This is a genomic window from Kitasatospora sp. NPDC057904 (genome assembly GCF_042887925.1).
GTDB lineage: Bacteria > Actinomycetota > Actinomycetes > Streptomycetales > Streptomycetaceae > Kitasatospora.
The window spans coordinates 175,098-201,009 of sequence record NZ_JBHVOL010000005.1; the positions used below are offsets into that span (position 1 = coordinate 175,098).

At 73.4% G+C, this 25,912-nt stretch carries 24 protein-coding genes and 1 riboswitch; of the genes, 10 read left to right on the forward strand and 14 right to left on the reverse strand.

The features are described from left to right. Positions 1-8 precede the first annotated feature (8 nt). The 4 genes from ACFVSN_RS15240 to hisC all read right to left on the reverse strand — a co-directional run bounded on the left by ACFVSN_RS15240 (position 9) and on the right by hisC (position 4,852). The gene (locus tag ACFVSN_RS15240) at positions 9-1,220 is read right to left on the reverse strand and encodes an ABC transporter permease (RefSeq protein WP_380497478.1); all 1,212 of its coding nucleotides are present in this window, start codon (positions 1,218-1,220) and stop codon (positions 9-11) included. Then, positions 1,217-2,035: an ABC transporter ATP-binding protein gene (locus ACFVSN_RS15245; RefSeq protein ID WP_387955399.1), complete on the reverse strand. Its 819-nt coding sequence runs from the start codon at positions 2,033-2,035 to the stop codon at positions 1,217-1,219. The genes ACFVSN_RS15240 and ACFVSN_RS15245 overlap by 4 nt, the downstream gene beginning before the upstream one ends. 2 nt (positions 2,036-2,037) lie before the next feature. Further along, positions 2,038-3,438 (reverse strand): efflux RND transporter periplasmic adaptor subunit, encoded by a 1,401-nt coding sequence (locus ACFVSN_RS15250; RefSeq protein ID WP_387955401.1) that lies wholly within the window; start codon positions 3,436-3,438, stop codon positions 2,038-2,040. 337 nt (positions 3,439-3,775) lie between these two features. After that, complete coding sequence (hisC, locus tag ACFVSN_RS15255) at positions 3,776-4,852, reverse strand: histidinol-phosphate transaminase (RefSeq protein WP_380439666.1); 1,077 nt, start codon at positions 4,850-4,852, stop codon at positions 3,776-3,778. Positions 4,853-5,200: 348 nt separating this feature from the next. Between hisC and ACFVSN_RS15260 the strand changes: the two genes are divergently transcribed. The 3 genes from ACFVSN_RS15260 (at position 5,201) to ACFVSN_RS15270 (ending at position 8,811) form a co-directional block, all read left to right on the forward strand. Continuing rightward, positions 5,201-6,358: a LacI family DNA-binding transcriptional regulator gene (locus ACFVSN_RS15260; protein ID WP_078859964.1), complete on the forward strand. Its 1,158-nt coding sequence runs from the start codon at positions 5,201-5,203 to the stop codon at positions 6,356-6,358. Positions 6,359-6,472: 114 nt separating this feature from the next. Further along, the gene (locus ACFVSN_RS15265; protein ID WP_380439670.1) at positions 6,473-7,747 is read left to right on the forward strand and encodes a metallophosphoesterase; all 1,275 of its coding nucleotides are present in this window, start codon (positions 6,473-6,475) and stop codon (positions 7,745-7,747) included. Positions 7,748-7,989: 242 nt separating this feature from the next. Next, entirely contained in the window at positions 7,990-8,811 is an 822-nt protein-coding gene (locus ACFVSN_RS15270; RefSeq protein WP_380503719.1) for a hypothetical protein, read from the forward strand. Between the two features lie 55 nt (positions 8,812-8,866). Here ACFVSN_RS15270 and ACFVSN_RS15275 read toward each other — a convergent pair whose 3' ends face one another. Together ACFVSN_RS15275 and thiC are read right to left on the reverse strand one after the other, a co-directional pair. Then, on the reverse strand, positions 8,867-9,082 hold the full coding sequence (locus ACFVSN_RS15275) for a hypothetical protein (RefSeq protein ID WP_359964259.1): 216 nt from the start codon (positions 9,080-9,082) through the stop codon (positions 8,867-8,869). Between the two features lie 166 nt (positions 9,083-9,248). Next, positions 9,249-11,063: a phosphomethylpyrimidine synthase ThiC gene (thiC, locus tag ACFVSN_RS15280; protein ID WP_387955403.1), complete on the reverse strand. Its 1,815-nt coding sequence runs from the start codon at positions 11,061-11,063 to the stop codon at positions 9,249-9,251. Further along, a riboswitch (TPP riboswitch) is annotated at positions 11,058-11,193 on the reverse strand. It overlaps the preceding gene by 6 nt. Positions 11,194-11,290: 97 nt before the next feature. Here thiC and ACFVSN_RS15285 point away from each other — a divergent pair. Further along, the gene (locus ACFVSN_RS15285) at positions 11,291-11,491 is read left to right on the forward strand and encodes a hypothetical protein (protein WP_380439676.1); all 201 of its coding nucleotides are present in this window, start codon (positions 11,291-11,293) and stop codon (positions 11,489-11,491) included. A 174-nt stretch (positions 11,492-11,665) separates the two neighbouring features. Further along, positions 11,666-13,108: an SPFH domain-containing protein gene (locus tag ACFVSN_RS15290; RefSeq protein WP_380439678.1), complete on the forward strand. Its 1,443-nt coding sequence runs from the start codon at positions 11,666-11,668 to the stop codon at positions 13,106-13,108. An 85-nt stretch (positions 13,109-13,193) separates the two neighbouring features. On the opposite strand, the gene ACFVSN_RS15295 is transcribed toward ACFVSN_RS15290, so the two are convergent. From ACFVSN_RS15295 to ACFVSN_RS15305, 3 genes are all read right to left on the reverse strand, one after another. Beyond that, positions 13,194-13,394, reverse strand: coding sequence for a DUF5326 family protein (locus tag ACFVSN_RS15295; protein ID WP_380439679.1), 201 nt, complete (start codon positions 13,392-13,394; stop codon positions 13,194-13,196). Positions 13,395-13,574: 180 nt separating this feature from the next. Continuing rightward, positions 13,575-14,237 carry a thiaminase II gene (gene tenA, locus ACFVSN_RS15300; protein ID WP_380439681.1) on the reverse strand — a complete coding sequence of 221 codons (663 nt, stop codon included), beginning with the start codon at positions 14,235-14,237 and terminating at the stop codon, positions 13,575-13,577. 24 nt (positions 14,238-14,261) lie between these two features. Beyond that, complete coding sequence (locus ACFVSN_RS15305; RefSeq protein ID WP_380497488.1) at positions 14,262-14,579, reverse strand: cupin domain-containing protein; 318 nt, start codon at positions 14,577-14,579, stop codon at positions 14,262-14,264. A gap of 108 nt (positions 14,580-14,687) precedes the next feature. On the opposite strand from ACFVSN_RS15305, the gene ACFVSN_RS15310 reads away from it, so the two are divergent. Continuing rightward, the gene (locus ACFVSN_RS15310; RefSeq protein ID WP_380439683.1) at positions 14,688-15,068 is read left to right on the forward strand and encodes a phage holin family protein; all 381 of its coding nucleotides are present in this window, start codon (positions 14,688-14,690) and stop codon (positions 15,066-15,068) included. A gap of 184 nt (positions 15,069-15,252) precedes the next feature. Next, the gene (locus ACFVSN_RS15315; protein ID WP_380439685.1) at positions 15,253-15,795 is read left to right on the forward strand and encodes an NUDIX domain-containing protein; all 543 of its coding nucleotides are present in this window, start codon (positions 15,253-15,255) and stop codon (positions 15,793-15,795) included. 17 nt (positions 15,796-15,812) lie between these two features. On the opposite strand, the gene ACFVSN_RS15320 is transcribed toward ACFVSN_RS15315, so the two are convergent. The 4 genes from ACFVSN_RS15320 to pdhA form a co-directional block, all read right to left on the reverse strand. Then, positions 15,813-17,384 (reverse strand): globin domain-containing protein, encoded by a 1,572-nt coding sequence (locus tag ACFVSN_RS15320; RefSeq protein WP_387595485.1) that lies wholly within the window; start codon positions 17,382-17,384, stop codon positions 15,813-15,815. Positions 17,385-17,615: 231 nt separating this feature from the next. Beyond that, on the reverse strand, positions 17,616-18,911 hold the full coding sequence (locus ACFVSN_RS15325) for a dihydrolipoamide acetyltransferase family protein (protein ID WP_387955595.1): 1,296 nt from the start codon (positions 18,909-18,911) through the stop codon (positions 17,616-17,618). A gap of 5 nt (positions 18,912-18,916) precedes the next feature. Continuing rightward, a complete protein-coding gene (locus ACFVSN_RS15330) occupies positions 18,917-19,879 on the reverse strand; it encodes an alpha-ketoacid dehydrogenase subunit beta (protein ID WP_380439733.1) in 963 nt (320 codons plus the stop codon). Positions 19,880-19,959: 80 nt separating this feature from the next. After that, complete coding sequence (gene pdhA, locus ACFVSN_RS15335) at positions 19,960-21,099, reverse strand: pyruvate dehydrogenase (acetyl-transferring) E1 component subunit alpha (RefSeq protein ID WP_380439689.1); 1,140 nt, start codon at positions 21,097-21,099, stop codon at positions 19,960-19,962. Positions 21,100-21,262: 163 nt separating this feature from the next. Here pdhA and ACFVSN_RS15340 point away from each other — a divergent pair, with 163 nt between their 5' ends. Then, complete coding sequence (locus tag ACFVSN_RS15340) at positions 21,263-21,709, forward strand: Lrp/AsnC family transcriptional regulator (RefSeq protein ID WP_078859968.1); 447 nt, start codon at positions 21,263-21,265, stop codon at positions 21,707-21,709. 55 nt (positions 21,710-21,764) lie between these two features. On the opposite strand, the gene ACFVSN_RS15345 is transcribed toward ACFVSN_RS15340, so the two are convergent. Continuing rightward, positions 21,765-22,349: a TetR/AcrR family transcriptional regulator gene (locus ACFVSN_RS15345; protein ID WP_380439691.1), complete on the reverse strand. Its 585-nt coding sequence runs from the start codon at positions 22,347-22,349 to the stop codon at positions 21,765-21,767. Positions 22,350-22,668: 319 nt separating this feature from the next. Here ACFVSN_RS15345 and ACFVSN_RS15350 point away from each other — a divergent pair, with 319 nt between their 5' ends. Together ACFVSN_RS15350 and paaN are read left to right on the forward strand one after the other, a co-directional pair. Then, on the forward strand, positions 22,669-23,934 hold the full coding sequence (locus tag ACFVSN_RS15350; RefSeq protein ID WP_387955406.1) for a glycosyltransferase family 39 protein: 1,266 nt from the start codon (positions 22,669-22,671) through the stop codon (positions 23,932-23,934). Between the two features lie 160 nt (positions 23,935-24,094). After that, a complete protein-coding gene (gene paaN, locus ACFVSN_RS15355) occupies positions 24,095-25,792 on the forward strand; it encodes a phenylacetic acid degradation protein PaaN (protein ID WP_380503710.1) in 1,698 nt (565 codons plus the stop codon). The last annotated feature ends 120 nt before the right edge of the window (positions 25,793-25,912 follow it).

Sequence of the window (25,912 nt, forward strand, 5' to 3'; positions counted from 1 at the left end):
GTCGTGTCCTACTCGTGCCGGAGGGCGTCGATCGGCCGCAGCGAGGCGGCCCGGTTGGCGGGGTAGCTGCCGAAGAAGAGCCCGATGGCGACGGCGATGCCGAACGCGCCGAGCACCGACTCGGGGATCACCACCGGCTTGATGCCGACGATGCTGAAGTGCGAGCCGGCGATCCCGGCCGCGACCCCCAGCCCGGCGCCGATCACCGACAGCAGCGTGGACTCGGTGAGGAACTGCCCGAGGATCACCGCGCGGGGGGCGCCGAGCGCCTTGCGGATGCCGATCTCCCTGGTCCGCTCGGTCACCGTCACCAGCATGATGTTGGTGATCCCGATCCCGCCGACCAGCAGCGAGATCGCGGCCACCGCGCCGAGCAGCACGGTGAACGTCTTGGTCGTGCTCTCGCGGGCGGTGAGCAGCGAGGCCTGGTTGGTGATCCGGAAGTCGGCCTTGGCCGGGTCGGTGATCGCGTGGGCGGCGAGCAGCACCCGGGTGATCTCGGACTGGGCCGCCGTCGTGCTGTCCGCCGAGGCGGCCTGGACGAGGATCTGGTTGACCGGGCCGAAGCCGGTGAAGGCGTTCTGCACGGTGGGCAGCGGCGCGATCAGGACGTCGTCCGGGTCGGTGAAGCCGCTGCCGCCCTTGGCCTGGAGCACGCCGACCACCGTGAAGGGCGTGCCGCCGACGGTGATCTTCTTGCCCACCGGGTCCTCGGTGTCGAAGAGCTGCTTGGCGGTGGTGGCGCCGAGCACCGCGACCTTGCGCGAGCCGAGGACGTCGTCGTTGGTGAAGTACTCGCCGTGCGCGACCTTCTGGTTGGAGGTCTCGAAGTACGCCGGGTAGGTGCCGACGACCGAGCCGGGGCTGTACGAGACGTTCCCGTACAGCGCGGTGGCGCTGGTGGTGACGACGGGCGCGACGGACTTGACCGCGGCCGGGTCCGCCTCCGTCGCGAGCGCCTTGGCGTCGGCGACGGTCAGCTTCTTGACCGACGAGGTGGCGCGCGAGCCGCCGTTCGCCGAACCGGAGCTGACGGTGAGGGAGTTGGTGCCGAGCGAGGTGATCGAGTCCTTGACCGCGACCGACGAGCCGTTGCCGACGGCCAGCAGCAGGATCACCGAGGCGACGCCGATCAGCACGCCGAGCATGGTGAGCGCCGAGCGCACCTTGTTGGCGGCGAGGCCGCCGACCGCGAAGCGGAGCATCTGCCAGAGGATCACGCCGGCACCCCCACGACGAGCGGAGGGCCGTCGAAGAGCGGCGGCGGACCGTCCACGCGGGCCTGCCGGACGTCGCTGACGATCTGGCCGTCGACGAGCCGCAGCACCCGCTTGGCGTGCCGGGCGACCTCGTCCTCGTGGGTGATCAGGACGACGGTGCGGCCGGTGGCGTTGAGCCGGTCGATGATGGCCAGCACGTCCTCGGTGGCACGGCTGTCCAGGTTGCCGGTCGGTTCGTCGGCGAGCAGCATCGCGGGTGCGGTGACCAGTGCCCGGGCCACGGCGACGCGCTGCTGCTGGCCGCCGGAGAGCTCGTTGGGCCGGTGGCCGGCCCGCTCGGCGAGCCCGACCAGCGACAGCGCGGCCATCGCCCGGCGGCGCCGTTCGGCGGCGCGCACGCCCGCGTAGGCGAGCGGCAGCTCGACCTGGGCGAGGGCGGTGGTGCGCGGCACCAGGTTGAACGACTGGAAGATGAAGCCGATCTTGCGGTTGCGGACGAGCGAGAGCTGCCCCTCGTCGAGGTGCCCGACGTCGATGCCGTCCAGCTGGTAGCTGCCGGCGGTGGGGACGTCGAGGCAGCCGAGGATGTTCATGAGGGTCGACTTGCCGGAGCCGGAATTGCCCATGACCGCGACGTAGTCGCCCTGGTCGATGTCCAGCGCGACGCCGAGCGGCGTGCCGGTGGCCGGGTCGGCCGGGCCGCGCAGCGCGTGCACGGTGGCGTCGCCGTGGCCGTAGGCCTTGGTGAGCCGGCGGATCCGGATGACGGGTGGCGGGGGGCCCGCAGGCACCCGCTTGTCGATGACGTGACGCATGCTCAGCCCTTGCCGCCGCGACCCGCGCCGCCGGCGTTGCCGCCACCGCCGCCGCCGAAGCCGCCACCACCACCGCCGAAGCCGGCCGCACCGCCGCGACCGCCCTGGCCGCCCTGCCCCGGGAAGGAGCCGTTCGGGAAGCCGTTCCCCGCGCTGGTGGTGGGGAGTTCGACCTTGTCGCCCTCCTTGAGCCCGGTGAGCACCTGCACGGTGCTGTCGCCCTCGACGCCGACCGTGACGCTCATCCGCTGGGTGGAGCCGTCGGCCTGCATCACGTTCGCCGTCCGGCTGCTGCCGGTGCCGACGAGCGCGGAGGTGGGCAGCGAGAGCGCGTTGTCGGCCTCGCCCGTGACCACCGAGACGGTCGCGCTGAGGCCGGTGCGCAGGGTGCTGGTGTCACCGGTGATCTGGAGCGTCGCCGCGTACTGGACGGCCGACGAGCCCGCGCTGCCGCCGCCACTGCTGCTGGGCAGCGAACTGACCGACAGGACGGTCGCGTTGAGCTTGGTGTCGGACTGCGCGTTCAGCGCGACGGTGGCCGCCTCGCCCTTCTTGAGCTTGAGCGAGTCGAGCTCGGAGAAGTTGGCGGTGACCTGCATCCCGGTGGGGTTGGTCAGGACGATGAAGCCGCTCGGCGTGCCGCTGCTCGAACTCGCACTCGTCCCGGTCGACTTGGTCGATCCCGAGGTGGTGGCGGACGATCCCCCGCCGACGGTGTCGCCGACCTTGGCGGAGACGGACGCGACGGTGCCGTCCACCGACGCGGTGAGGGTCGTGCCGGCCAGCGCCGCCTGGGCGTTGGCCACGTTGGTCTGCGCGGTGGCGACCTGCTGCTCGGCCGAGGCGACGGCCGCGTCGTCCACCTTGGTGGTGGTGACGGTGGTGGTCTGCGGAACGGGCGCGGTGTTCCCGCCCGTTCCGCGGCCGCCGCCCCCGGCACCGGCGCTGGGGCTGGGGCTCGGGGCGGCGGGAGCGCCGGTCTGGGGCAGCGGCTCGACGGTCGTGGTGGTGACACCGGCCTGGGCCTTGGTGAGGTTGGCGTCGGCCGTGGTGAGCGCCGCGTTGGCCGCGTCCACCTGCTGCTGGGCGGCGGTGGTGTCGACGGTGGCCAGCACCTGGCCCTTCTTCACGGTGTCCCCGACCGCGACCTTGACGGCCGTGAGCCGGCCACCGGTGGTGAAGTCCTGGGCGGCGTCGGTGGGCGACACCAGCGTGCCGGTTCCGGACACGGTGGCCAGGACCGTCCCCTTGGCCACCGTCGCGGTCCGGGCCTTCGGCTGTCCGGCGGCCGCGCTCGGCCCGCTGTTCACCGTGGTGTACGCCAGCGCGGCGCAGGCCAGCAGGGCCACGCCCAGGGCGGAGTTGACGAGGACGGCGCCTCGCCGTCGTGGGAGCACCTTCATGGCGGACAGCTTCGCCGGGCGCTCTTGCGTCGGCCTGGGCGCGGGCTGGGAGAAGGCTGAACGGGTGGATCCGGACATTCCGCTCGCACCGGCCCGTTCGCGCGGGCCGCTTGGCAGCCGCGTGGGCGGCCGTTGGCCGAACTCCCAGCCCGCTCCCAGCGATCCCCAGGCATCCGGCAGCGCCCGGCACCACGCCGGCGGCATCCGGGCCTCCCCAAAGCGCCCGGAGCACCCCTCGAGCACCTCGTGAGCACCTCCGGAACGCCTCCCGAACGCCTCCCGAACGCCGCAGGGGCGCACCGCGCGTGCGGAACGCCCCTGCGTACGGACGCGGACGTCAGAGCGTCTTGCGGAACTCCTCGGCCACCGCGAGGAAGATCGTGTTGCCCTCGGCCTCACCGATCGACACCCGCACGCCCTCGGGGAACGGCCGGACGATCACACCGGCCGCGGCGGCCGCGGCGGCGAAGTCCGCCGAGCGCGCGCCGAGCGGCAGCCACACGAAGTTGGCCTGCGAGTCCGGGAGGTCCCAGCCCTGGGCGCGCAGTCCGGCCACCACCCGGGCGCGCTCCTCCACGAGCGCGTCCACCCGCACCTTGAGCGCGTCCTCGGCGTGCAGCGAGGCGACGGCGGCGTCCTGCGCGAGCTGGTTCACGCCGAACGGGACGGCGGTCTTGCGCAGCGCGGTCGCCACCGGCTCGTGGGCGATCGCGAAGCCGACGCGCAGGCCCGCGAGGCCGTACGCCTTGGAGAAGGTGCGCAGGACGCAGACGTTCGGGCGGTCCCGGTAGAGGTCGATGCCGTTGGGCACCTCGGGGTCGCGGATGAACTCGATGTAGGCCTCGTCGACGACGACCAGCACGTCGCCGGGCACCGCGTCGATGAAGCGCTCCAGCTCGGCGCGGTGGATCACGTTGCCGGTCGGGTTGTTCGGGTTGCACACGAAGATCAGCCGGGTGTTCGGCGTGATCGCGGCGAGCATCGCGTCCAGGTCGTGGTCGCCGCCGGCGGTGATCGGGACCGGGACGGGGGTGGCGCCGGCGACCTGGGTGATGATCGGGTACGCCTCGAAGGAGCGCCAGGCGAAGATCACCTCGTCGCCCGGGCCCGCCGTGGCGAGGATCAGCGACTGGGCGACGCCGACCGAGCCGGTGCCGGTGGCGATGTGCTCGGCCGGCACGCCGAAGCGCTTGGCCAGCTCCTCGGTGAGCTCGTTGACCGCCATGTCCGGGTAACGGTTGAACGACCCGGCCGCCTCGACCGCCGCGGCCAGGACGCCGGGCAGCGGCCCGTACGGGTTCTCGTTGGAGGACAGCTTGTAGGCGTCGGCGCCGGCCGGCTTGCCGGGCTTGTAGGTGGGGATGCCGTCCAGGGTCGGCCGCAGCCGCGGGCCCTGCGCTGACGTGTCGCTCACGGTCCTGCTCCTTCTCGATCTTCTCGATCTCCGCGTCGGGTGGACGCGCGATGTCCGGGTGTGCGTCCTCCGGTGCGGGTCCTCCGGTGCACACGCCCGGACCACCCCGGTCGGGTGCCTTGCACCATACCGACCGCGCTCACCCGTAGGAGTGAGTTGGCCGGTCGGCCCACCGGTGCAGATCAGCCATTCTGCCGGGTTCCTTTGGCACATGTCAGAGGTAAGACGCCAGGTTTTGGGCCGGTATCGAAGGGGCGCGCCCCGGCTCACTCGTGGAGAAACGTATCTCCAAAGGCTCCCGATGCGCCGGTCACAGGACCTTGTCAGGAGCCATACGATCGGTCCGCCATGACAGCAGCAGCCAACCAGAGCGGTCGGCGACCCACCACCTCACGGCGTCTGGAGCGGGCCGGCATCCGGGATGTGGCAGCAGCCGCCGGAGTGTCGATCACCACCGTCTCCGACGCGCTGAACGGAAAGGGCCGCCTGCCCGACGAGACCCGCAGCCGGGTGCGCGAGGTCGCCGAGCGCCTCGGCTACCGCCCCTCCGCGGCCGCCCGCACCCTGCGCACCGGACGGTCCGGCCTGATCGGGCTGACCGTCACGACCTACGGCGAGGAGCCGTTCACCTTCACGGAGTTCGCGTACTTCGCCGAGATGGCCCGCGCCGCCACCAGCGCCGCCCTCGGCCGCGGCTACGCGCTGGTGGTGCTGCCCGCGTCCTCCCGGCACGACGTCTGGGGCAACATCGCCCTGGACGGCACCGTGGTGATCGACCCGCCCGACCAGGACCCGCTGGTCAGCGAGCTCTACCGGTCCGGCGTCCCGGTGGTCAGCGACGGCAAGCCCGGCAACTGCCCGGTCACGGCCTGGGTCGACAACGACCACGAGGCCGCCGTGCTCGGCATCCTCGACCACCTCTCCGAAGCCGGCGCCCGCCGGATCGGCCTGCTCACCGGGACCAGCACCGACACCTACACCCGGCTCTCCACCGAGGCCTACCTCGGCTGGTGCGCCAAGGTCGGCCAGGAGCCGGTGTACGAGGCCTACCCCGCGCACGACCCGGCCGCCGGCGCCGTCGCCGCCGACCGGCTGCTCGCCCGCCCCGACCGCCCCGACGCCGTCTACGGCCTGTTCGACCCCAACGGCACCGACCTGCTCGCCGCCGCCCGCCGCTACGGGCTGCGGGTGCCCGACGACCTCCTGCTGGTCTGCTGCAGCGAGAGCGACGTCTACGCCGCCACCGAGCCCCCGATCACCACGCTCTCACTGAAGCCCCGCCGGATCGGCACGACCGTCGTCAACCTCCTCATCGACGCCATCGAGGGCGTCGACTCCGGGACGGGCGTCGACATCGCCCGGCTCTTCCCGCCCCGCTTCCGCACCGCCGGAACCGGCCCGCCGCCCGGCACCCTGATGCCCACCGAGCTGATCGTCCGGGCCTCCTCGCAGCGCCGCAGTCCGCGCACCACCGTCAGTCCTCCCCGACCCCCGGGCGAGGTCTAGACCATACCGAGCCGGGACAAAACGGACCTTGCGGGACGGCCCGGCTGACGCTCCGGAGGATTGGATACCCACCAGGTGACGACGCCGGGAGAGTGGTCTTCCTATGATGGGCGAATGACACCCGAGGACCGCTTCCCCGGGCCTGAACACCCCTCCTCAGGCCCCCGCCACCAGCCGGACCTCGACGTGCTGCCGTACGGCACCTACTACGAGCCCGAACCCGCCGGCTACGCCGGGACGCCGTACGAAGCGGAGACCTACAGCGGCTACGGCGGCGCCCGCTACCTCGAACAGCACTGGCCCGCCGACAGCCAGGCGCACGGACACACGATGCACGCCCCCGGGCAGGCGCCGGCGTTCAACCACCAGGACCACCCCGGCTACGAGCCGACCCTGCCCGACCGGCCCTCGCCGGCCCTCCAGTTCCCCGACGCGGTGCCCGACCCCCTGGCCGACGGACACCCCGACCGGCCGGCCGACCAGTTCCCCGGCCGCGACGACCCGCCGACCATCGAGCTCGGCCCGCCGCTGCCCGAGCCCGTGCCCAGCTACCCGTACCCGGCCCCCGGCCCGGACGAGCCGCCCGGCCCGCTCTACGTCGTCGGCGACGTCCACGGCTACCTGGAAGAACTCGTCGCCGAACTCCGCCACCAGGGCATCATCGACGCCGACGGCCACTGGTGCGCCGGCCGCTCCCGGATCTGGTTCCTCGGCGACTTCACCGACCGCGGCCCCGACGGCATCGGCGTCATCGACCTCGTCATGCAGCTCGCCGCCGAGGCTGCCGCCGCGGGCGGCTACTGCCGGGCCCTGATGGGCAATCACGAACTGCTCTTCCTCGGCGCCGCCAGGTACGGGGACGAACCCGTCCAGTCCACCGCCGGCACCGCCTCCTTCCTCGCCGCCTGGCGGCTCAACGGCGGCCAGCAGCACGACCTCGACCGGCTCCAGGCGCACCACATCAGCTGGCTCTCCCGGCTGCCGGCCATCGCCATCGAGGACGGCCACCTGCTGCTGCACTCCGACACCACCGCCTACCTGGAGTACGGCGAGTCCATCCCCGACGTCAACGACGCGGTGCACAGCCTGCTCGCCGACGAGGGCGTGGACGAGTGGTGGGACTGCTTCCGCCGCTTCACCAAGCGCTTCGCCTTCCGCGGCGACGCCGGCCCGACGGCCGTCCACGAGCTCCTCGACACCTACGGCGGCAGCCGGATCGTGCACGGCCACAGCCCGATCCCGTACCTCACCGGCGCGGTGCACGCCGACGACGGCGCCCCGCCGCACATCCCCGGGCCGTACGTGTACGCCGACGACCTAGCGGTCGCCATGGACGGCGGCGTCACCATGGAAGGGCGCCTGCTCATCGCCCGACTGCCCGTCAACTGACGTCACCCGCCGGCCCACCCGTCGCACGGGTGTTCCCGGCGCCCGGGCCGTCGCACGCGCGCGGCCCGGGGCGCGAAATTCCGGAATCGGACTGTCAGCGCGGGCGCACCCGCCCCTACCATGAGGCACACCACGAGCGGCCGCCCGTCCGGCGGCCCGCCTCCGCGCCCGATTCGGCGCCCCTGCGGGCCCACCCAGCCCGCGAGGCGGAGCGAACCGGGGTCCGCATGAACGGGGTCCCCATGACCAACCCCCCGCCGCTGCTCGCCGAGGACCGCCCGGAGTACGAGCGCCTCCTCGCCGAAGCCCTCCGCGACGGCACCGTCCGCACCGCCCTCCGCGCGCCCGGCGCACTCACCGCCGACCAGCTGCGCGCCCGCGCCCTGCGCGACGCCGACGCCATCGCCGCCGCGGCCGCCACCGAGTACGAGCACTACACCGGGCTGCGCGAGAGCCTGCGCAGCACGCCCCCGCCCGCCGAGGGCGCCGAGCCGGCCGCCCCCGGCCTGCTCTCCCAGCTGCGCTCCGCCGACGGCGGCGCCGGGCTCTTCCCGGTCCTCACCGTGCTCACCCCGATCCTGGCCTGGGCCGCGGCGCTGGTCCTGCTGCTCCTCGGGTACGCCCTGCGCGCCGCCGACCCCGGGCTCGTCCTCGCCCGCTCCCTGCTCACCGCGGGCTGGATCGCGCTCGCGGCCGGGATCGTCGCGATGACCGTCGGCCTCGTCGGGCTCGTCCTCACCGCGTTACGCGACGGCTCCGGCGCCCCCGCGGGCACCGACCCCGACCTCGCCGCCGAGCTCGCCGCCGCCCGCCGCGCCTGGCGCACCGCCCTGCGCGACCGCGGCCTCCTCCCCTACCTGCACGCCGGCCTCCCGGCCGTCCCCGCCCAGCGCCCGGACTTCACCAGCCCCGGCTACACCCCGCCGGGCTTCACCGGCCCGGGCCCCGACGGCCTCACCGACCCCGAGGGCCGCGCCTCCCGCCCCGCCGCCTTCACCCCGCCCGACTTCAGCACCCCCGGCTACACCCCGCCGGGCTTCACCGGCCCCGACGAGGTCGGCTGACGCACCGCTGCCCCGGGCCACGCCCGGGGCAGCGCGCAGGACCCCGGAGCGGCCGCTACGGCAGGTAGCGTTCGAGCGCCGCCGCGCCCTTCTCGTCGATCTGCCGCCTGGCCCACGCGAGGCGCTCGGGCGTGACGTCCTGCCCGGACGCCATGACCAGGTCCTCGGGGTCGAAGGGCCGCTCGCCACCGCTGTACAGCTGCCGCGGGGACGCCTTGGCGTCCCGGTTCGTCTCGTCGCTCGGATCGGTCCCCTTGATCGGGCTGCCCATCGCTGCCTCCTTGGTCGGCCTTCCCCCCAGGGTGCCTCCGATTTCCCCCGGACGCACGACGGCGTGGCGGCAAAGGCCGGAACCCGTCCGAGGCCGCCGGGTGGAAAGGAAAACGGCCCGCGCTCTCCCCCCGGAGGAACGCGGGCCGGCTCTGGGGCGGCGGCGGTCAGTCCGCCATCGGCAGGTAGACCTTGTTGCCGTGGGCCTTGAACTCCTCGGACATGGCCTGCATGCCGGCCAGCGCCTCGGCGTCGAACTCGGTGCCGACGGCCGTGGAGCCGTCGCCGTGCTCGTCGCGGATCTTCTGCGAGATCTTCATGGAGCAGAACTTCGGGCCGCACATCGAGCAGAAGTGCGCGGTCTTGGCCGGCTTGGCGGGGAGGGTCTCGTCGTGGAAGTCGCGCGCGGTCTCCGGGTCGAGGGCCAGGTTGAACTGGTCCTCCCAGCGGAACTCGAAGCGGGCGTCGGAGAGGGCGTCGTCCCAGGCCTGGGCGCCGGGGTGGCCCTTGGCGAGGTCGGCGGCGTGGGCGGCGATCTTGTAGGTGATCACGCCGGTCTTGACGTCGTCCCGGTTGGGCAGGCCCAGGTGCTCCTTGGGCGTCACGTAGCAGAGCATCGCGGTGCCCCACCAGGCGATCATCGCGGCGCCGATGCCGGAGGTGATGTGGTCGTAGCCGGGGGCGACGTCCGTGGTGAGGGGGCCGAGCGTGTAGAACGGCGCCTCGTCGCAGATCTCCTTCTGGAGATCCATGTTCTCCTTGATCTTGTGCATCGGGACGTGGCCCGGGCCCTCGATCATCACCTGGACGTCGCGCTCGCGGGCGATCCGGCCGAGCTCGCCGAGGGTCTGCAGCTCGGCGAACTGCGCCTCGTCGTTGGCGTCGGCGATGGAGCCGGGCCGCAGGCCGTCACCGAGCGAGAAGGTGACGTCGTAGGCGGCGAGGATGTCGCAGAGCTCCTCGAAGTTCGTGTAGAGGAAGTTCTCCTTGTGGTGCGCGAGGCACCACGCGGCCATGATCGATCCGCCGCGCGAGACGATGCCGGTCTTGCGGCGGGCGGTCAGCGGGACGTACCGCAGCAGCACGCCGGCGTGGACGGTCATGTAGTCGACGCCCTGCTCGCACTGCTCGATGATGGTGTCCCGGTAGACCTCCCAGCTCAGCTCCTCGGCCCTGCCGTCGACCTTCTCCAGGGCCTGGTACAGCGGCACGGTGCCGATCGGCACGGGGGAGTTGCGCAGGATCCACTCGCGGGTGGTGTGGATGTTGCGGCCGGTGGAGAGGTCCATGACGGTGTCGGCGCCCCAACGGGTGGCCCAGGTCATCTTCTCCACCTCCTCCTCGATCGAGGAGGTGACGGCGGAGTTGCCGATGTTGGCGTTGATCTTCACCAGGAAGTTGGTGCCGATGATCGCCGGCTCCACCTCGGGGTGGTTCACGTTCACCGGGATGACGGCCCGGCCGCGGGCCACCTCGTCGCGCACGAACTCGGGGGCCAGGCCCTCGCGCAGGGCGACGAACTCCATCTCCGGCGTGACGATCCCGCGCTTGGCGTAGGCGAGTTGGGTCACGGCGGCGCCGCCGCGGCCGCGCAGCGGGCGGCGGGGGCGGCCGGGGAAGACGGCGTCGAGGTTGCGCAGGTTCCCGCCGCGCGGCGAGGTGTGCTTGATGCCGTCGTCCTCGGGGCGGGCCTCGCGGCCGTCGTACTCCTCGACGTCGCCGCGCTGGCGGATCCACGCGTCGCGCAGGGCGGGCAGGCCGCGGCGCACGTCGGGCTCGTAGGCGGGGTCGGTGTACGGGCCGGAGGTGTCGTACAGCGGAACGGTCTTGCCGTTGGTGAGCACCACCTCGCGGAACGGGACCCGCAGATCGGGGCGGGATCCCTCGCGGTGGGCCTTGCGCCAGGCCGGGGTCGGGTAGCCGGTGCGCTCGCTGCTGGGGGCGCTCTGGGCAGACTGCGGCTGTGCGTCGAACGTGGTCATCTGACCTTCACTCCCTACGCCGGCATTACCCGGTCCAGGTTCCTGCGGTCGGCGCAGCGTCCCGGCCGTCCGTCGACGGACCGTTCAGCGCCCTCTCAGCCCGGTGCTCCGAGCTCCCGCGTCCGCAGGCGGTGTTGCCTGCACATGACGCCCAACACCGTAGCGAGAGGATCGCCGCAGGTCCAGAGGGCTTCCGGTGGGCGGGCGGCGGGCGCAGACTGAAGCCCATGATCGGACTGACGGGACGGGTCACGGGGAAGGTCGGCGCGGGCCTGGTCGGGGAGGTGCTGGTGCACGTGCCCGAGCGGCAGGGGACGGAGGCGTTCCTGGCGTACCTGGCGGTGCCGGGGGATCCGCTGCCGACGGGCACGCAGGTGATCGTGGTCGAGTACCAGGCGCCGCGCACGGTGTTCGTGTCGCCGCTCTGACGGACGATCCTCCCTCGTCACGGGGCCCGTGACAGGACCGGGACGAAGTCACGACGTCACCTACTGGCGCACGCGCACGAACAGGCGCAGAATCTCCGCTGCCACCGCGTCCGCGCACTCCTGCACAACCACGCGCAGCCACGGAGCGGTGTGCCTTGAAGGGGGAGTCGGCCGATGGTTATCGGCGTCGTCGCGGGGGCCGTGGTGGCCTCCATCATCGTTGTGATCATCCTGTTCAAGCTCATGTGGCGGGTCGCCGAGCCGAACGAGGCACTGATCATCTCCGGGTCGAAGCACGGGGACGGCCTGGGCTTCCGGATCGTCACCGGGCGGGGCACCTTCGTCGTCCCGGGCATGCAGGCGGTGCGCCGCCTGTCGCTGGACCTCAACGAGGCCGAGCTGGACGTCGAGTGCGTGACGCAGCAGGGCATCCCGGTGCACGTCAAGGGTGTCGTCATCTTCAAGGTCGGCGACGACTCGGTGTCGATCGCCAACGCCGCCCGGCGTTTCCTGGACCAGCAGAAGATGATGGGCCAGCGGGTGCACAACGTGTTCGCCGGTCACCTGCGCTCCATCGTCGGCGGGCTGACGGTCGAGGACATGATCCGCGACCGCGATCGGCTGACCGGCGAGACCCGGGCCGCCTCGGGCGCCGAGATGGAGAAGCTCGGTCTGATCATCGACTCGCTGCAGATCCAGGAGATCCTGGACCCGACCGGGTACATCCGCAACCTCGCCGCCCCGCACGCCGCGGCCGTCCAGCGCGACGCCCGCATCGCGGCCGCCGCCGCCGACCGCGAGGCCACCGAGGCGGAGCAGGAGGCGTTCGCCCGCAAGGCCGAGGCCACCCGCAACAGCGAGATCCAGCAGGCCTCCTACCAGGCCGAGATGGACACCGCGAGCGCCCGCGCCCGGCAGGCCGGACCGCTCGCCGAGGCGGCCGCCCGCCAGGAGGTCGTCGTCCAGGAGACGAAGGTCGCCGAGCTGGAGGCCCAGCGCAAGGAGCAGCAGCTCCAGATCGACGTCCGCAAGCCGGCCGACGCCAAGGCGTACGAGACCCGCACCAAGGCCGACGCCGACCGCGACGCCCGGATCTCCTCGGCCCAGGCGCACGCCCGGGAGACCGAGCTGCGGGCGGCGGCCGACGCCAGCCAGGTGAAGATCGCCGCGGCGGCCGAGGCGGAGGCCACCAAGCTGCGCGGCCTGGCCGCCGCCGAGGCGACCAGGGCCACCGGTCAGGCGGAGGCCGCGGCCGTCGAGGCCCGCGGTCTGGCGGACGCCGAGGCGGCCCGGGCGCTCGGGCTGGCCAACGCCGAGGGCATCCGGGCCCGCGCCGCGGCCCTCGCCGAGAACCAGGACGCCGTCGTGGCGCAGGAGTTGGCGGAGAAGTGGCCGGAGATCGTCCGGGCCGCGGCCGAGTCCTTCGGCAACGTCGAGCACATGGTGCTGCTCAACGGCGCGGACGGCATGGGCGAGATGTTCGCGAAGGCGCTCACCATGGGCGGCACCGGCCTCGGCCTGGCCCGCCAGTTGCTGAGCACCATGAAGGAGGCCCCGGCCGACGCGCCGGCCGACGCCAAGGCGCCGGTGGTGCAGCAGGTCCGCATCGAGGAGTGACCCGGCGCGGTCCCGCACCGCGACGGCCGAGGCCCGGCACCCCCACGACGGGGTGCCGGGCCTCGGCGTCGACGCCGGAGCGTCGTCAGAGCTTCGCCGCCTTCTTCACCAGGATGACCACGGCCGCCCCGATGCCGACCACGACCAGCAGCTTGATCAGCAGGCCCAGCAGCGCGCCGACCACGCCGAACACGAAGGTCACGACGTTCCAGGCCAGCACCAGGACCAGCACCGGCACGACGATGTTGCGCACCCAGGAGGGCAGCGACTTCCAGAGCTCAGCCATGTCCGTTCCTTCTCTCCCCTCGGGCCGGCCGCCCCTTCGGTGCCGCATCCCGCTTGCTTTCGATACGTCGATCGTACGGGGGCGCCAGTGCCGGAACGAGGCCCAACGGCCCGGAGAGAACCCCGAGATCACCCCGACCCCGGCCCCCGGGGATGACCCTGGTGAACCGCCCCGGAAGCGTCAGACCGGCCAGCGCTCACCGCGCCACGCGGCGTCCCAGAACATCCACTCGTAGCGCGAGGTCGTCGTGAAGTGCTCGACCACCCGGCGGCGCTCGACGGGGGAGAGCTCCTCGCCGATCCGGTCCGCGAGCGCCAGCACGCGCCGCACCACCGACTGGAACGCCTCGTCGCCGTAGGTGGCGATCCACTTGGCGTAGAGCGGATCCGGCGAGCCCTGGGCGAGCAGTGCCTCGCCGACCCGGGCGTAGATCCAGTAGCAGGGCAGCACCGCGCCGAGCGCCTCCGCGAAGGAGCCGCCGTAGACGGTCGCGAGCAGGTAGCTGGTGTAGGCCCGGGTGGTCGGCAGCACCGCTTCCTCGGCGGCCTGTTCGGCACTGGCCCCGAAGGCCGTCATGAACTCGGCGTGCATGCCCTGCTCCGCCGCGATCGCGCCGACCGCGTCGGCGGCGAACGCCCGCACGTCCTCCTCGCCGGGCGCCTTGGCGGCGCAGACGGCGAGCGCGCGGGCGTAGTCGCGCAGGTAGTGCGAGTCCTGCACGACGAAGTGGCGGAAGGCCTCGCGCGGCAGGGTGCCGTCGGTGAGGCCGCCGATGAAGGGGTGGGCCAGGATCTCGGCGTAGACCGGCTCGATGGCCGACCAGAGCTCTTCGGTGAGACGCATGCGTCCGACCCTAAAGCCTGCCGGTCAGTCCTCCGGGGGCGAGAAGACCACCAGGACCCGCAGCTCCTCCGTGACGTGGTGGAAGCGGTGCGGCGTCCCGGCCGGCACGTACACGACGGTGCCGCGCCCGACGGTCGCGGTCTCGCCGCCCACGGTCAGCTCGGCCCGGCCGCTGATCACCTGGTAGATCTCGTCCTGGTCGTGCGCGGTCTGCGGGTCGGTGGCGCCGGGGGAGAGCGCGTACAGCCCGGCGGACATCCGCGGTTCGCGCAGGAACCGCAGGTACGCGCCGTCGTTGGCCGCGCGTTCGGCGTCGAGTTCGTCCAGCCGGAACAGCTTCACCGGTGCCGTCTTCCCTTCTCCGTCCACCTCCGGGACCACCGGCATTCAACACCAACATGCCCGGCGGGAGCTTCCCTGCGCCCCCGGCGGCCTGCCAGGCTGGTCGCCATGAAGGGTTTCGTTCTCAAAACGCTGATCAACGCGGTGGCCATCTGGGTCGCCGCCTGGATCGTCACCGGCATCCAACTCACCGACGCCAACACCGACTGGCAGCACAAGGCGATCACCGTGGTGGCCGTCGCGCTGGTCTTCGGCGTGGTCAACTGGCTGGTCAAGCCGGTCGTCAAGCTGTTCTCGTTCCCGCTGTTCATCCTGACCCTGGGCCTGATCACCTTCGTGATCAACGCCCTGATGCTGTTGCTGACCTCGTGGGCGTCGGGGCGGCTCAGCCTCGACTTCCACGTCACCGGCTTCGTGCCGGCGCTGCTGGGCTCGCTGATCATCAGCCTGGTCTCGTGGGGCCTGCACCTGGCCCTGGACGACGACTGAGCGCAGCGGCCGCCGCGTCGTGGGAAGGGCCCGTACCCGGGTGGTTCACCGGGGACGGGCCCTCCCCCTTCTCCGGCCGCCCCGGGCCGCCGCGCCCCGATCGGAGGCACCCCGGCGGGTCGGCGTTTCGTCCCGGCCCGGCTGCGGCAGACTCCCGCACAACGCTCGCGTCCCGGAGGTGGCCATGGGTCCCGACAACCGCACCCCGCCACCCCGCCCGGTCGTCAAGCGCACCGCCCGGGCGATCCTGCTGGAGCTGGACCCGGCGGACCCGCACGGCCCGGCCAGCCTCGTCGTGATCCGCCGGGTCCGCCCCGGCTCCCCGCACCCGTACTGGATCACTCCCGGCGGCGGGGTGGAGCGCGGCGACCGGACGGTGGTCGAGGCGCTGCACCGCGAGGTGGACGAGGAGCTCGGCGGCAAGGTCGTCGACGTCGTGCCCGCGTTCGTCGACACCATCAGCCACACGCACCACGACGACGGCACGCTGCTCCACCCCCACGGGGTCAAGGTGCAGCACTTCTTCGTGTGCCGGCTCGCCTCGATGGACCTCAGCCGCCGGCACGGGCCCGAGGTGGACGACCCGAACGGCGAGTACGAGGTGGTCCGGCTGCCGTTCACGCGCGAGGGCGTCACGTCGGTCAACGTCGTCCCGCCCCGGCTGCGGGCCTACCTGGCGGCCAACATCGAGGGCATCCGCGCCCTGCTCGCCCCCGACCTCGGCTGAGCCCGGCCGGCGGCGCCTCAGCCCGCGGCCAGGTCCCCCACCAGGTCGTGCCGGATCCGCTCCACCGGCACCCCGGCGCGCACCAGCGCCCCGACGCTCCGGCGGACCATCGCGGCGGGCCCGCTGAGCACCGCTTCCCGGCCCGCCCACGGTCCGAACCGGCCCACCACCTCGGGGAGTTCACCGGCCAGCGCGCCCCCGGCGGGGCCGGTGCCGGAGACCACCGGGCGCACGGTGAGCCACGGGCACCGCCCGGCCAGTTCGCGCAGCCCGTCCAGGTCGTACAACTCGGCGGGCCTGCGGGCCCCGTAGAACACGTCGACGCGGCGGCCGGGACCGCCGTGCTCGGCGACCTCCTCGACCATCGCCCGGATCGGCGCGATGCCGGTGCCGCCGCCGAGGCAGAGCAGGTCGGTGCCGCAGCCGTGGTCGACGGTCATCGCCCCGGCCGCCGGGCCGAGCCGCAGGACGTCCCCCGGCGCCGCGCGGTGGACGAGCGCGTTGCTCACCCAGCCCGCCTGGACGGCCTTGACGTGGAAGGTCAGCAGCCCGTCCGGCCGCGGCGCCGAGGCGAACGAGTAGTGCCGCCACACCCGCGGCCACCAGGGCGTCTCCAGGCTCGTGTACTGCCCGGCGCGGAACGGGTAGGCCTGGTCCGGGCGGACGGTGATCACCGCGACGTCCCGGGTGCGGCGCTCGTGCCGCACCACCTCGCCGTGCCACCACGGCGGCGAGGTGCGGGCGGCCTCCTCCGCGGCCTCGATCATGATCGACGAGACCAGGCGGTAGACCCGGCGCCAGGCCAGCTCGGTCGCGGCGTCCCAGCGGCTGCCCGCGTACCTGGCCAGGGCCTGCACCAGGCACTCCCCGACCGGGCCGTAGTGGCCGGTCAGCGTGCCGTAGCGGCGGTGGCCGCGGCCGAGCGCGCTCAGGTGGGCGCGCAGGGCCGCCGGGTCGTCGGCACCGCGGGCGGCGGCCAGCAGGGCGCGGAAGAGGCGGTCGCGCTGGACGTCCATGGCGGCCGGGAAGAGGGCGCGGACCTCGGGGTGGTGCAGGAAGATCAGCGCGTAGAAGTGCGCGGTGGCCCGGTCGGCGACCGGCTCGACGACCGCCAGACTGGCCCGGATCAGCTCGATGTCCCGTGCGGTGGGCGGTAGTTCGGCGGCCGAGCAGGTGCCGCCGGCGAGCGCGGCGGGCGCCGGACCGCCCTCGGCGAGGGCCTGCACGGCCCAGGCCTGGCTCCAACTGTCTCCGGGTCCGGCCCAGTTGAGGCCGGGAGCGTCGGCGAACAGCGGCCGGAACGGCGGGGCGGCGGGCGGGGCCGCGGGCGGCGCGGCGAGCGGGGCCGCAGGCTCGGGGCTCGCCGGCCGCACGGGCCCGGTGACCAGGTCCGGCAGCACCGGCAGGACGGCCGTCGGCGCCTCCACAGGCGGGAGGTCCGGCGGGTCGAGCGGCATCGGGGGAGGCACGGGGGCCTGCGCCCGTCCGGGGGCCGGGTGGTCCGGGGGGAGTTCCGGCAGGCCCGGGACGGAGGAGACCCCCGCCGAGCCGTGCCCGGTGCGGACCAGAAGTGTTCTGCGGGGCTTCACCGCAACGTTTCGAGTACCCAAGAGAATCGTTTCGCCTCCGGCCGGCCTACGCCACCACCTGGCTTGTCCCTGTTGACGCCTAGGCAGCGTGGCACGCCCGAAGTGCTCATCCGACAAATCACGCGAAGCCCGGACGCCCGGCCCGGGAACGCGCTAGTGTCACTCATTCCACGGTCGCCCTGAGTGGCTCCCCCGTCTATTCAGGGCGACCGCGGTTCGAGAAGGGCCCGGTCAGAGCTGCCGCAGCAACATCCCGGGCCGCTCCACGCAGTCCGCGACGAACCGCAGGAACCCGCCCGCCGTGCCGCCGTCGCAGACCCGGTGGTCGAAGGTGAAGGACAGCTGCGTCACCTCGCGCACCGCCAACTGCCCCTCGTGCACCCACGGTTTGGCGACGATCCGGCCGACGCCGAGCATCGCCGCCTCGGGGTGGTTGAGGATCGGGGTGGAGCCGTCCACGCCGAACACGCCGTAGTTGTTCAGCGTGAAGGTGCCACCGGTCAGTTCGGCCGGGGTCAGCGAGCCGTTCCGGGCCGACTCGGTCAACCGGGCGAGCTCCTCGCCGAGTTGCTCGGTGCTCCGCGCGTGCGCGTCCCGCACCACCGGGACGACGAGCCCGCGCTCGCCCTGCGCGGCGAAGCCAAGGTGCACCACCGAGTGCCGGATGATGCCCGAACCGTCCTCCGTCACACTGGAGTTGAGCTCGGGAAAGCGCGCCAGCGCGACCGTGCAGATCCGGGCGAGCAGCGCCAGCACGCTCACCTTCGGACCGGGCGTGGCGTTCAACTGCCGTCGCAGCGACATCAGTTCGGTGGCGTCAGCGTCCACCCAGCAGGTCGCGGCGGGGATCTCCCGGTGGCTGCGGCTGAGCTTCTCCGCCACCGCCTTGCGCAGCCCGCGCAGCGGGACGACGCCCTCGACCGCGGCGGAGGCGACCGCGGCGGGAGCGGCGACCGGAGCGGCGACCTTGGCCGCGACCGCCCGCTCGACGTCCGCCCGCACGATCAGCCCGTCCGGCCCGCTGCCCGCGACCGCCGCGAGGTCGACCCCCTGCTCCCGGGCCAGCCGCCGCACCAGCGGCGAGATCACCGGCACCACGGCGGGCGCCGCGGCGACCACCACAGGGGCAACGGGGACGGGAACGGGAGCCGGAGCCGGAGCCGAGGAAGCCCCCACCCGGCGACGCCGTGCGCCCCGGGACTCCGCCACCCCGTACCCGACCAGCGGGCGCTCCACCTCGGCGGACGGCGCGGCGACGGGAGCGTCCGCCGGCCCGCCCGCGGCGGCCACCGCGACGGTGACCAGCGGCGCGCCCACGGCGATCTCCTCGCCCGGCTCGCCGTACCGCGCGGTGACCACCCCGCCGTACGGGCAGGGCACCTCCACCACGGCCTTGGCGGTCTCCACCTCCACCACCGGCTGGTCGACGGCGATCACCTCGCCGACCTCGACCATCCAGCGCACCACCTCCGCCCCGGTCAGTCCCTCACCGAGATCGGGCAGGGTGAACTCGCGCACGACGGGCATCATCCTCAGTCCTCCCACTGCAGCCGGGCGACCGCGTCCAGGATCCGGTCCACCCCGGGGAGGTGGTGGTGCTCCAGCATCGGCGGCGGGTACGGGATGTCGAAGCCGGTCACCCGCAGCACCGGCGCGGCCAGGTGGTGGAAGCAGCGCTCGGTGACCCGGGCGGCGATCTCCGCGCCGGTGCCGCCGAAGCCGCTCGCCTCGTGCACCACGACGGCCCGGCCGACCGAGCGCACCACGCGGGCGACCGTCTCGTCGTCGAACGGCACCAGGGTGCGCAGGTCCAGCACCGCGAGGTCCCAGCCCTCGGCCTTCGCCGCCTCGGCCGCCTCCAGGCAGACCGGCAGCGAGGGCCCGTACGTGATCAGGACGGCCGAGGTGCCGGTGCGCCGCAGCACGGCCCGGCCGATCGGCTCCACCGGCGCGGTCGGGTCGAACCCGTCCTTGCCCCAGTAGAGCCGCTTGGGCTCCAGGAACACGACCGGGTCGTCCGAGGCGATCGAGGCGCGCAGCAGCCCGTAGGCGTCGGCCACCGTCCCGGGCGTGACGACGTGCAGGCCGGGCGTGCTGGTGTAGTACGCCTCGGAGGCGTCGCTGTGGTGCTCGACCCCGCCGATGCCGCCGCCGTACGGGATGCGGACGGTGATCGGCAGCGGGAGCCTGCCCGCCGTGCGGTTGCGCATCTTCGCGACGTGCGAGAACAGCTGCTCCAGCGCCGGGTAGGCGAAGGCGTCGAACTGCATCTCGACGACCGGGCGCAGCCCGTACATCGCCATGCCGATGGCGGTGCCGAGGATGCCGGCCTCGGCCAGCGGGGTGTCCAGGCAGCGGTCCGGGCCGAATTCGGCGGTCAGCCCGTCGGTGATCCGGAAGACGCCGCCGAGCGCGCCGACGTCCTCGCCGAGCACGTGCACCGCCGGGTCGTCGCGCATGGCGTCCCGCAGCGCGGTGTTGAGCGCCTGCGCCATGGAGGCGGTGCGCGGGCCAGAGGTGCGCTGCGCAGCAGCTCGGCCAAGGGTGGGGGCGGGCGACGGGTGGGCGGAGTTCATCAGTGCTGCACCTCGGCCTCGGCGGCCAGCTCGGCGGACAACTGGGCGGCCTGCTCGCGCAGTTGCGGGGTCGGCTCGGCATAGACGTGGGCGAACAGCGCCATCGGGTCCAGCTCGGCGTCGGCGTGGAACTCGGCCCGCATCCGGGCCGCCAGCTCCTCCGCCTCGTCGGCCGCCCGCCGGACCAGCTCGTCGTCCAGGATCCCGAGCTCGCGCATGGCGCGGTCCAACAGCAGGATCGGGTCGTGCTCGCGCCAGGCCGCCACCTCGTCGTCGGTGCGGTAGCGGGTGGCGTCGTCCGCGTTGGTGTGCGCGTCGATCCGGTAGGTCAGCGCCTCGACGAGGGTCGGGCCGCCGCCGGTGCGGGCCCGCTCGACGGCCTCGGCCAGCACGCCGTGCACGGCGGGCGCGTCGTTGCCGTCCACCAGGCGGCCCGGCATGCCGTAGCCGACGGCCTTGTGCGCCAGGCTGGGCGCGGCGGACTGCGCGGTGAGCGGGACGGAGATCGCGTAGCCGTTGTTCTGCACCAGGAAGACCACGGGGGCGCGCAGCACGGCGGCGAAGTTCAGCGCCTCGTGGAAGTCGCCCTCGCTGGTGCCGCCGTCGCCGAGCATGGCGAGCGCGACCACCGGCTCGCCGCGCAGCCGGGCGGCGTGCGCCAGGCCGACGGCGTGCGGGGCCTGGGTGGCGAGCGGGGTGCAGAGCGGGGCGGTGCGGGTGGCGCGCGGGTCGTACCCGGTGTGGGCGTTGCCGCGCAGGAGGGTCAGCGCCTCCAGCGGGTCGACGCCGCGGGAGACCACGGCGAGGGTGTCGCGGTAGCTGGGGAACAGCCAGTCCTGCTCGCCGAGCGCCAGCGCGGCGGCGATCTGGCAGGCCTCCTGGCCGGCCGACGCCGGGTAGACCGCGAGCCGGCCCTGCTTGGTCAGGGTGGTGGCCTGCTGGTTGTAGCGGCGGCCGATCACGAGCCGGCGGTAGAGCTCGCGCAGCAGGGCGGGGTCCTGCTTCTCCAGCGCCGGCGTGCCGAGCACGCGGACGGGGGAGGCGTCCGGCAGCAACGGGGCCGGGTCGGTGCGGGGGGCGGTGGCCCCGGGCATCCAGCCGGGCACCGCCGTGGAGTGTCTGTGGTCGAGAACGGTCATCTCGGGCACCTCCGGGGGTGGTGGGGGCTCCCTACCGATTGTTCGGTCGTCTGTTCATCTTGACCAGAAGCGTGACAAGGTGGTGGACATTCGGCCTGAGCGGAGGTCGACTGGTGGCAGTGCGTCCAATCGGTGAGGGTGGGGGGTCATGTCGGCTGAACAGATGTCCAGACTCGACCGTGTCGACCGGTCGATCCTGCGGCTGCTGCAGCAGGACGGTCGCGCCTCGATCCGCTCGGTCGCCGAGCGGGTGCACGTGTCCCGGGCGAACGCGTACGCCCGGATCTCCAGGATGGTCGAGGACGGCGTCATCCGCGGCTTCACGGCCAGGGTCGACCACGAACGGGCCGGTCAGGGCGCGTCCGCGTACATCACGCTGAAGATCGTCCAGAACTCCTGGCGCACGGTGCGGGAGCAGCTGCTGGAGCTGCCGGGCGTCGCGCACATCGCCCTCGTCGGCGGCGACTTCGACGTCCTCCTGCTGGTGCACACCGCCGACAACCACGCCCTGCGGGAGCTCGTGCTCAACCGCATCCAGTCCATCCCACAGGTGCTCGGCACACGAACGATGCTGGTGTTCGAGGAGACCGACCAGGTTCCGCCGGACTAGGGCGTGCCCTGGCGTCGCGGCACCCGGCCTGACCCGACAGACACGCCCCAGTGGGCTACCGCGCGCGGAGCCCGTCGAAGGCCAGGTGGACGACGGCGTCGGCCACGCCGTCCGCGGCCTTGAGGCCGGGGCGGTACCACTCGACGATCGAGTTGATCATGCCGAACAGCAGCCGGGTGGCCAGCCGCGGCTCGACGTCCGCGCGCAGCGAGCCGTCCGCGACGGCCGCCCGCAGCAGCTCGGCGACCTGGTGGTCGAACTCCCGGCGGCGCTCCAGCGCCCACTGCTCGGTGGCCGTGTTGCCGCGCACCCGCAGCAGCAGGGTGACGTACGGCAGCTCCGCCAGCAGCACCTCGGCCGTGCGCCGCACCACGTGCTCCAGCCGCACCACGGCCGGACCCGTGACCGCGGCCGGCTCGGCCAGGATCGCGAACAGCCCGTCCAGCGCCCGGCCGACCGCGAGCCGCAGCAGCTCCTCCTTGCCGCGGACGTGGTGGTAGATCGAGGACTTGGAGATCCCCGCGGCCCGCGAGAGGTCCTCCATCGAGGTGCCGTCGTACCCGCGCTCGTTGAACACGTCGACGGTCACGGCGAGCAGCGACTCGACGGTGTAGGCGGGACGCGTGGTGTGATCGGCCATCCCCCGAGTATCCCCGGCCCCACCCGGCCCCACGCGATCGGGTCTCCGCCCGGCCGCAGCCGCCTCGTTGGTCCGCACCAGGAGGATGGGCACAGGCCCCTAGCGCCTGGCGCCCACCTCCCGCCTGCCTGGCGGCGCCGGGGCACGCGCCTCACCGCGTTGTCGTCGGTCGCCCGATGCTCCGCATCGCCTCCCTCCTCCGCCTTGCGATCCACGCACCCCAACGCCGCCAGGCGCCCTTCGGGCACGACGGGAGGTGGGCGCCAGGCCCTAGAATCTCCGGACGATCGTCCACGGCCAGCAGGGTGGGTCCAGTCCGATGACCGCAATACCGGCAGTCGAGTCCGACGTGCCAGAACAGCGCAACGACGAACCGGCCGCACCCGCCGCCGGCTGGCAGGGACGCGCCCGCGCCCTGGCCGTCCGCTTCGGGCCCGCCGTGTGGTGCTACGCGGTGCTCAAGCTGATCGGCTTCACCGTCTTCATGAAGCTGCTGTCGTTCTCCGGGGAGTACGCCAGGAAGCACCCCCGCTTCGGCGGCGGTGCCAACCCCTGGGACGTCCTCGCCAGCTGGGACGGCTGGTGGTACCAGCAGGTGGCGCAGTTCGGCTACCACCCGGCGCTGGTGCCGGTCCCCGGCGGCCAGGTCGGCTTCAGCATCGAGCAGAACTCGGCCGCGTTCTTCCCGCTCTACCCGGGCCTGATGCGGCTGACCTCGGACGTCACCGGCCTCGGCCTGTACGGCGCCGGGATGCTGGTGTCGGTGGTCGCCTCGCTGTTCGCCGCCGCCGGCATCTACGCCGTGGTGGACCGGCTGGCCGGCCCCCGCGCGGGCGTGATCGCGGCGGGCATCTGGGCCGTCGCCCCCGGCTCCGGCGCCGAGTGGGCGCTCTACTCGGACTCGACGTTCGTCGCCCTGGCCGCCTGGGCCTGTTACTGCGTGATGACCAGGCAGTGGGTCGCGGCCGGCGTGATCACCCTGTTCGCCGGCCTCAACCGCCCGACCGCGGCCGCCCTGATCGGCGCCGTCGGCCTGGCCGCGCTGGTCGAGCTGTGGCGGCGGGAGAGCGGTGTCCTGCGCCCGCTCGCCGCGATGCTGCTCGCCCCGCTCGGCCTGCTCGGCTACGTCGGCTGGGTGGGGTGGCGGACCGGCGAGTGGGGCGGTTACTTCCGCCTCCAGCACGACGCCTGGCTGCACTACTTCGACTGGGGCCAGGGCACCTTCCACGCGATCCGCGGCGTGATGCTCGGCCGCAACGACTACCCGTTCGCCTTCGCCCTGCCGGACCTCTTCGCGACCCTGATCGTGCTGACCCTGCCGGCCCTGATCGTGCTGCTGGTCCGGCTGCGCCCGCCGCTGGTGCTCACCGCCTACACCCTCGCCACGATCGTCTCGGTGCTCGGCAGCCTGGGCATCTTCGGGAACGTCTCGCGCTACCTGCTGCCCGCGTTCCCGCTGTTCATCGCGCTCGCCATCGGCATGCGCAAGCTGAGCTGGCCGGTGCTGGCGACGGTGCTGGGCACCGCGGCGGCGGCGTCCGGCTGGTACGCCGGGTACGTCATCTTCGAGCTCGGCGTGCCGTAGACCGCCCGTCCTCCCCGCTTCCGGGGGCGCGTCCGCCACGGACGCGCCCCCGTTCTCTTCTCCGGAACCAAATCCCTTCCCCCTCTTGAGCCGACCGATCGTTCGGTTACTCTGTGACGTGTCCCGTCTTCCTCCCCGAGGCTCTCTGAGGAGCGAACAGATGTCCGCGGTCACCCACCCCCTCGTCAGCGAGCTGGTCGCGCGCCACCAGGCCACCCTGGACGCCGCGCTCGACGCCGCCGCCAAGCGCGACTACTGGTCGCCCTACCCCGAGTTCCCGAAGGCGTACGGCGAGAGCGGCCCCGCGGACGGCAAGGCGGCGTTCGACGCGCTGCTCGGCGCCCCGTTCGCCCTCGACGGCCACCCCACCGACGGCGACCTGGTGGGCGGCGAGACCTCCCCGTACGGCGTGGAGCTGGGCATCACCTACCCGCACGCCGGGCCGGACGCGCTGATCGCCGCGCTGAGCGCCGCCCGCCCCGCCTGGGCCGCCGCGAGCCCGCTGGAGCGCGCCGCCGTCTGCATGGAGATCCTGCAGCGGATCAACGCCCGCTCGCACGAGTTCGCCCAGGCCGTCATGCACACCACCGGCCAGGCCTACGGCATGGCCTTCCAGGCCGGCGGCCCGCACGCCCAGGACCGCGGCCTGGAGGCCGTCGCCTACGCCTACGCCGAGCAGACCCGGCTGCCCCGGCAGGCCGGCTGGACCAAGCCCCAGGGCAAGCGCGACCCGCTGGTGATGAGCAAGGAGTTCACCGTCGTCCCGCGCGGCCTCGCGCTGCTGATCGGCTGCAACACCTTCCCCACCTGGAACGGCTACCCCGGCCTGTTCGCCTCGCTGGCCACCGGCAACCCGGTGCTCGTCAAGCCGCACCCGCGGGCCGTCCTGCCGCTCGCGCTGACCGTCGCGATCGCCCGCGAGGTGCTCGCCGAGGCCGGCTACGACGCGAACCTGGTCTGCCTGGCCGCCGAGCACGAGGGCGGCACCGTCGCCAAGGACCTCGCCGTCCGCCCCGAGATCCGGATGATCGACTACACCGGCTCCACCGCCTTCGGCGACTGGCTGGAGGAGCACGCCAGGCAGGCCCTGGTCTACACCGAGAAGGCCGGCGTCAACGCCGTCGTCATCGACTCCACCGACGACTACAAGGGCATGCTCGGCAACCTGGCCTTCGCGCTCTCGCTCTACAGCGGCCAGATGTGCACCACCCCGCAGAACCTGCTGATCCCGCGCGGCGGCATCGGCACCGACCAGGGCGACAAGTCCTTCGACCAGGTCGTCGCCGACCTCGCCGGCGCGATCGAGGGCCTGCTGTCCGACGACGCCCGCGCCGCCGCCGTCCTCGGCGCCGTCGTCAACCCCGGCGTGCTCCAGCGCTCGGCCGCCGCGGCCGGCGGCGAGTACGGCGAACTCGTCCTCGCCCCGCGCGCGGTCGTCTGCGCCGAGTTCCCCGGCGCGACCGTGCGCACCCCCGCCCTGGTCAAGCTCGACGCCGACAAGCCGGACGACCGCGCGGTCTTCCGCAGCGAGTGCTTCGGCCCGGTCTCCTTCGCCGTCGCCGTCGAGTCCACCGCCGCCGCGGTCGAGCTGCTGCGCACCACCGTCCGCGAGAAGGGCGCGATGACGGCCACCGGCTACACCACCTCCCCCGAGGTCGAGGCCCTGCTGGTGGAGGCCGTGCTGGACGCCGGCGTCTCGCTCTCGCTCAACCTGACCGGCGGCGTCTTCCCCAACCAGACCGCCGCCTTCTCCGACCTGCACGGCACCGGCGCCAACCCGGCCGCCAACGCCGCCTACTGCGACGGCGCGTTCGTCGCCAACCGGTTCCGCACGGTGGAGATCCGCCGGCAGGGCTGAGCCTTCCGGCACGTCACCGGGCCCCGGCGGTCACCGACCGCCGGGGCCCGGCGGTTCACACCCCGCGCCCGGGCCGGGGGATGATGGAGGCTGGAGGGACGCCGAACGACGCGTCCAACC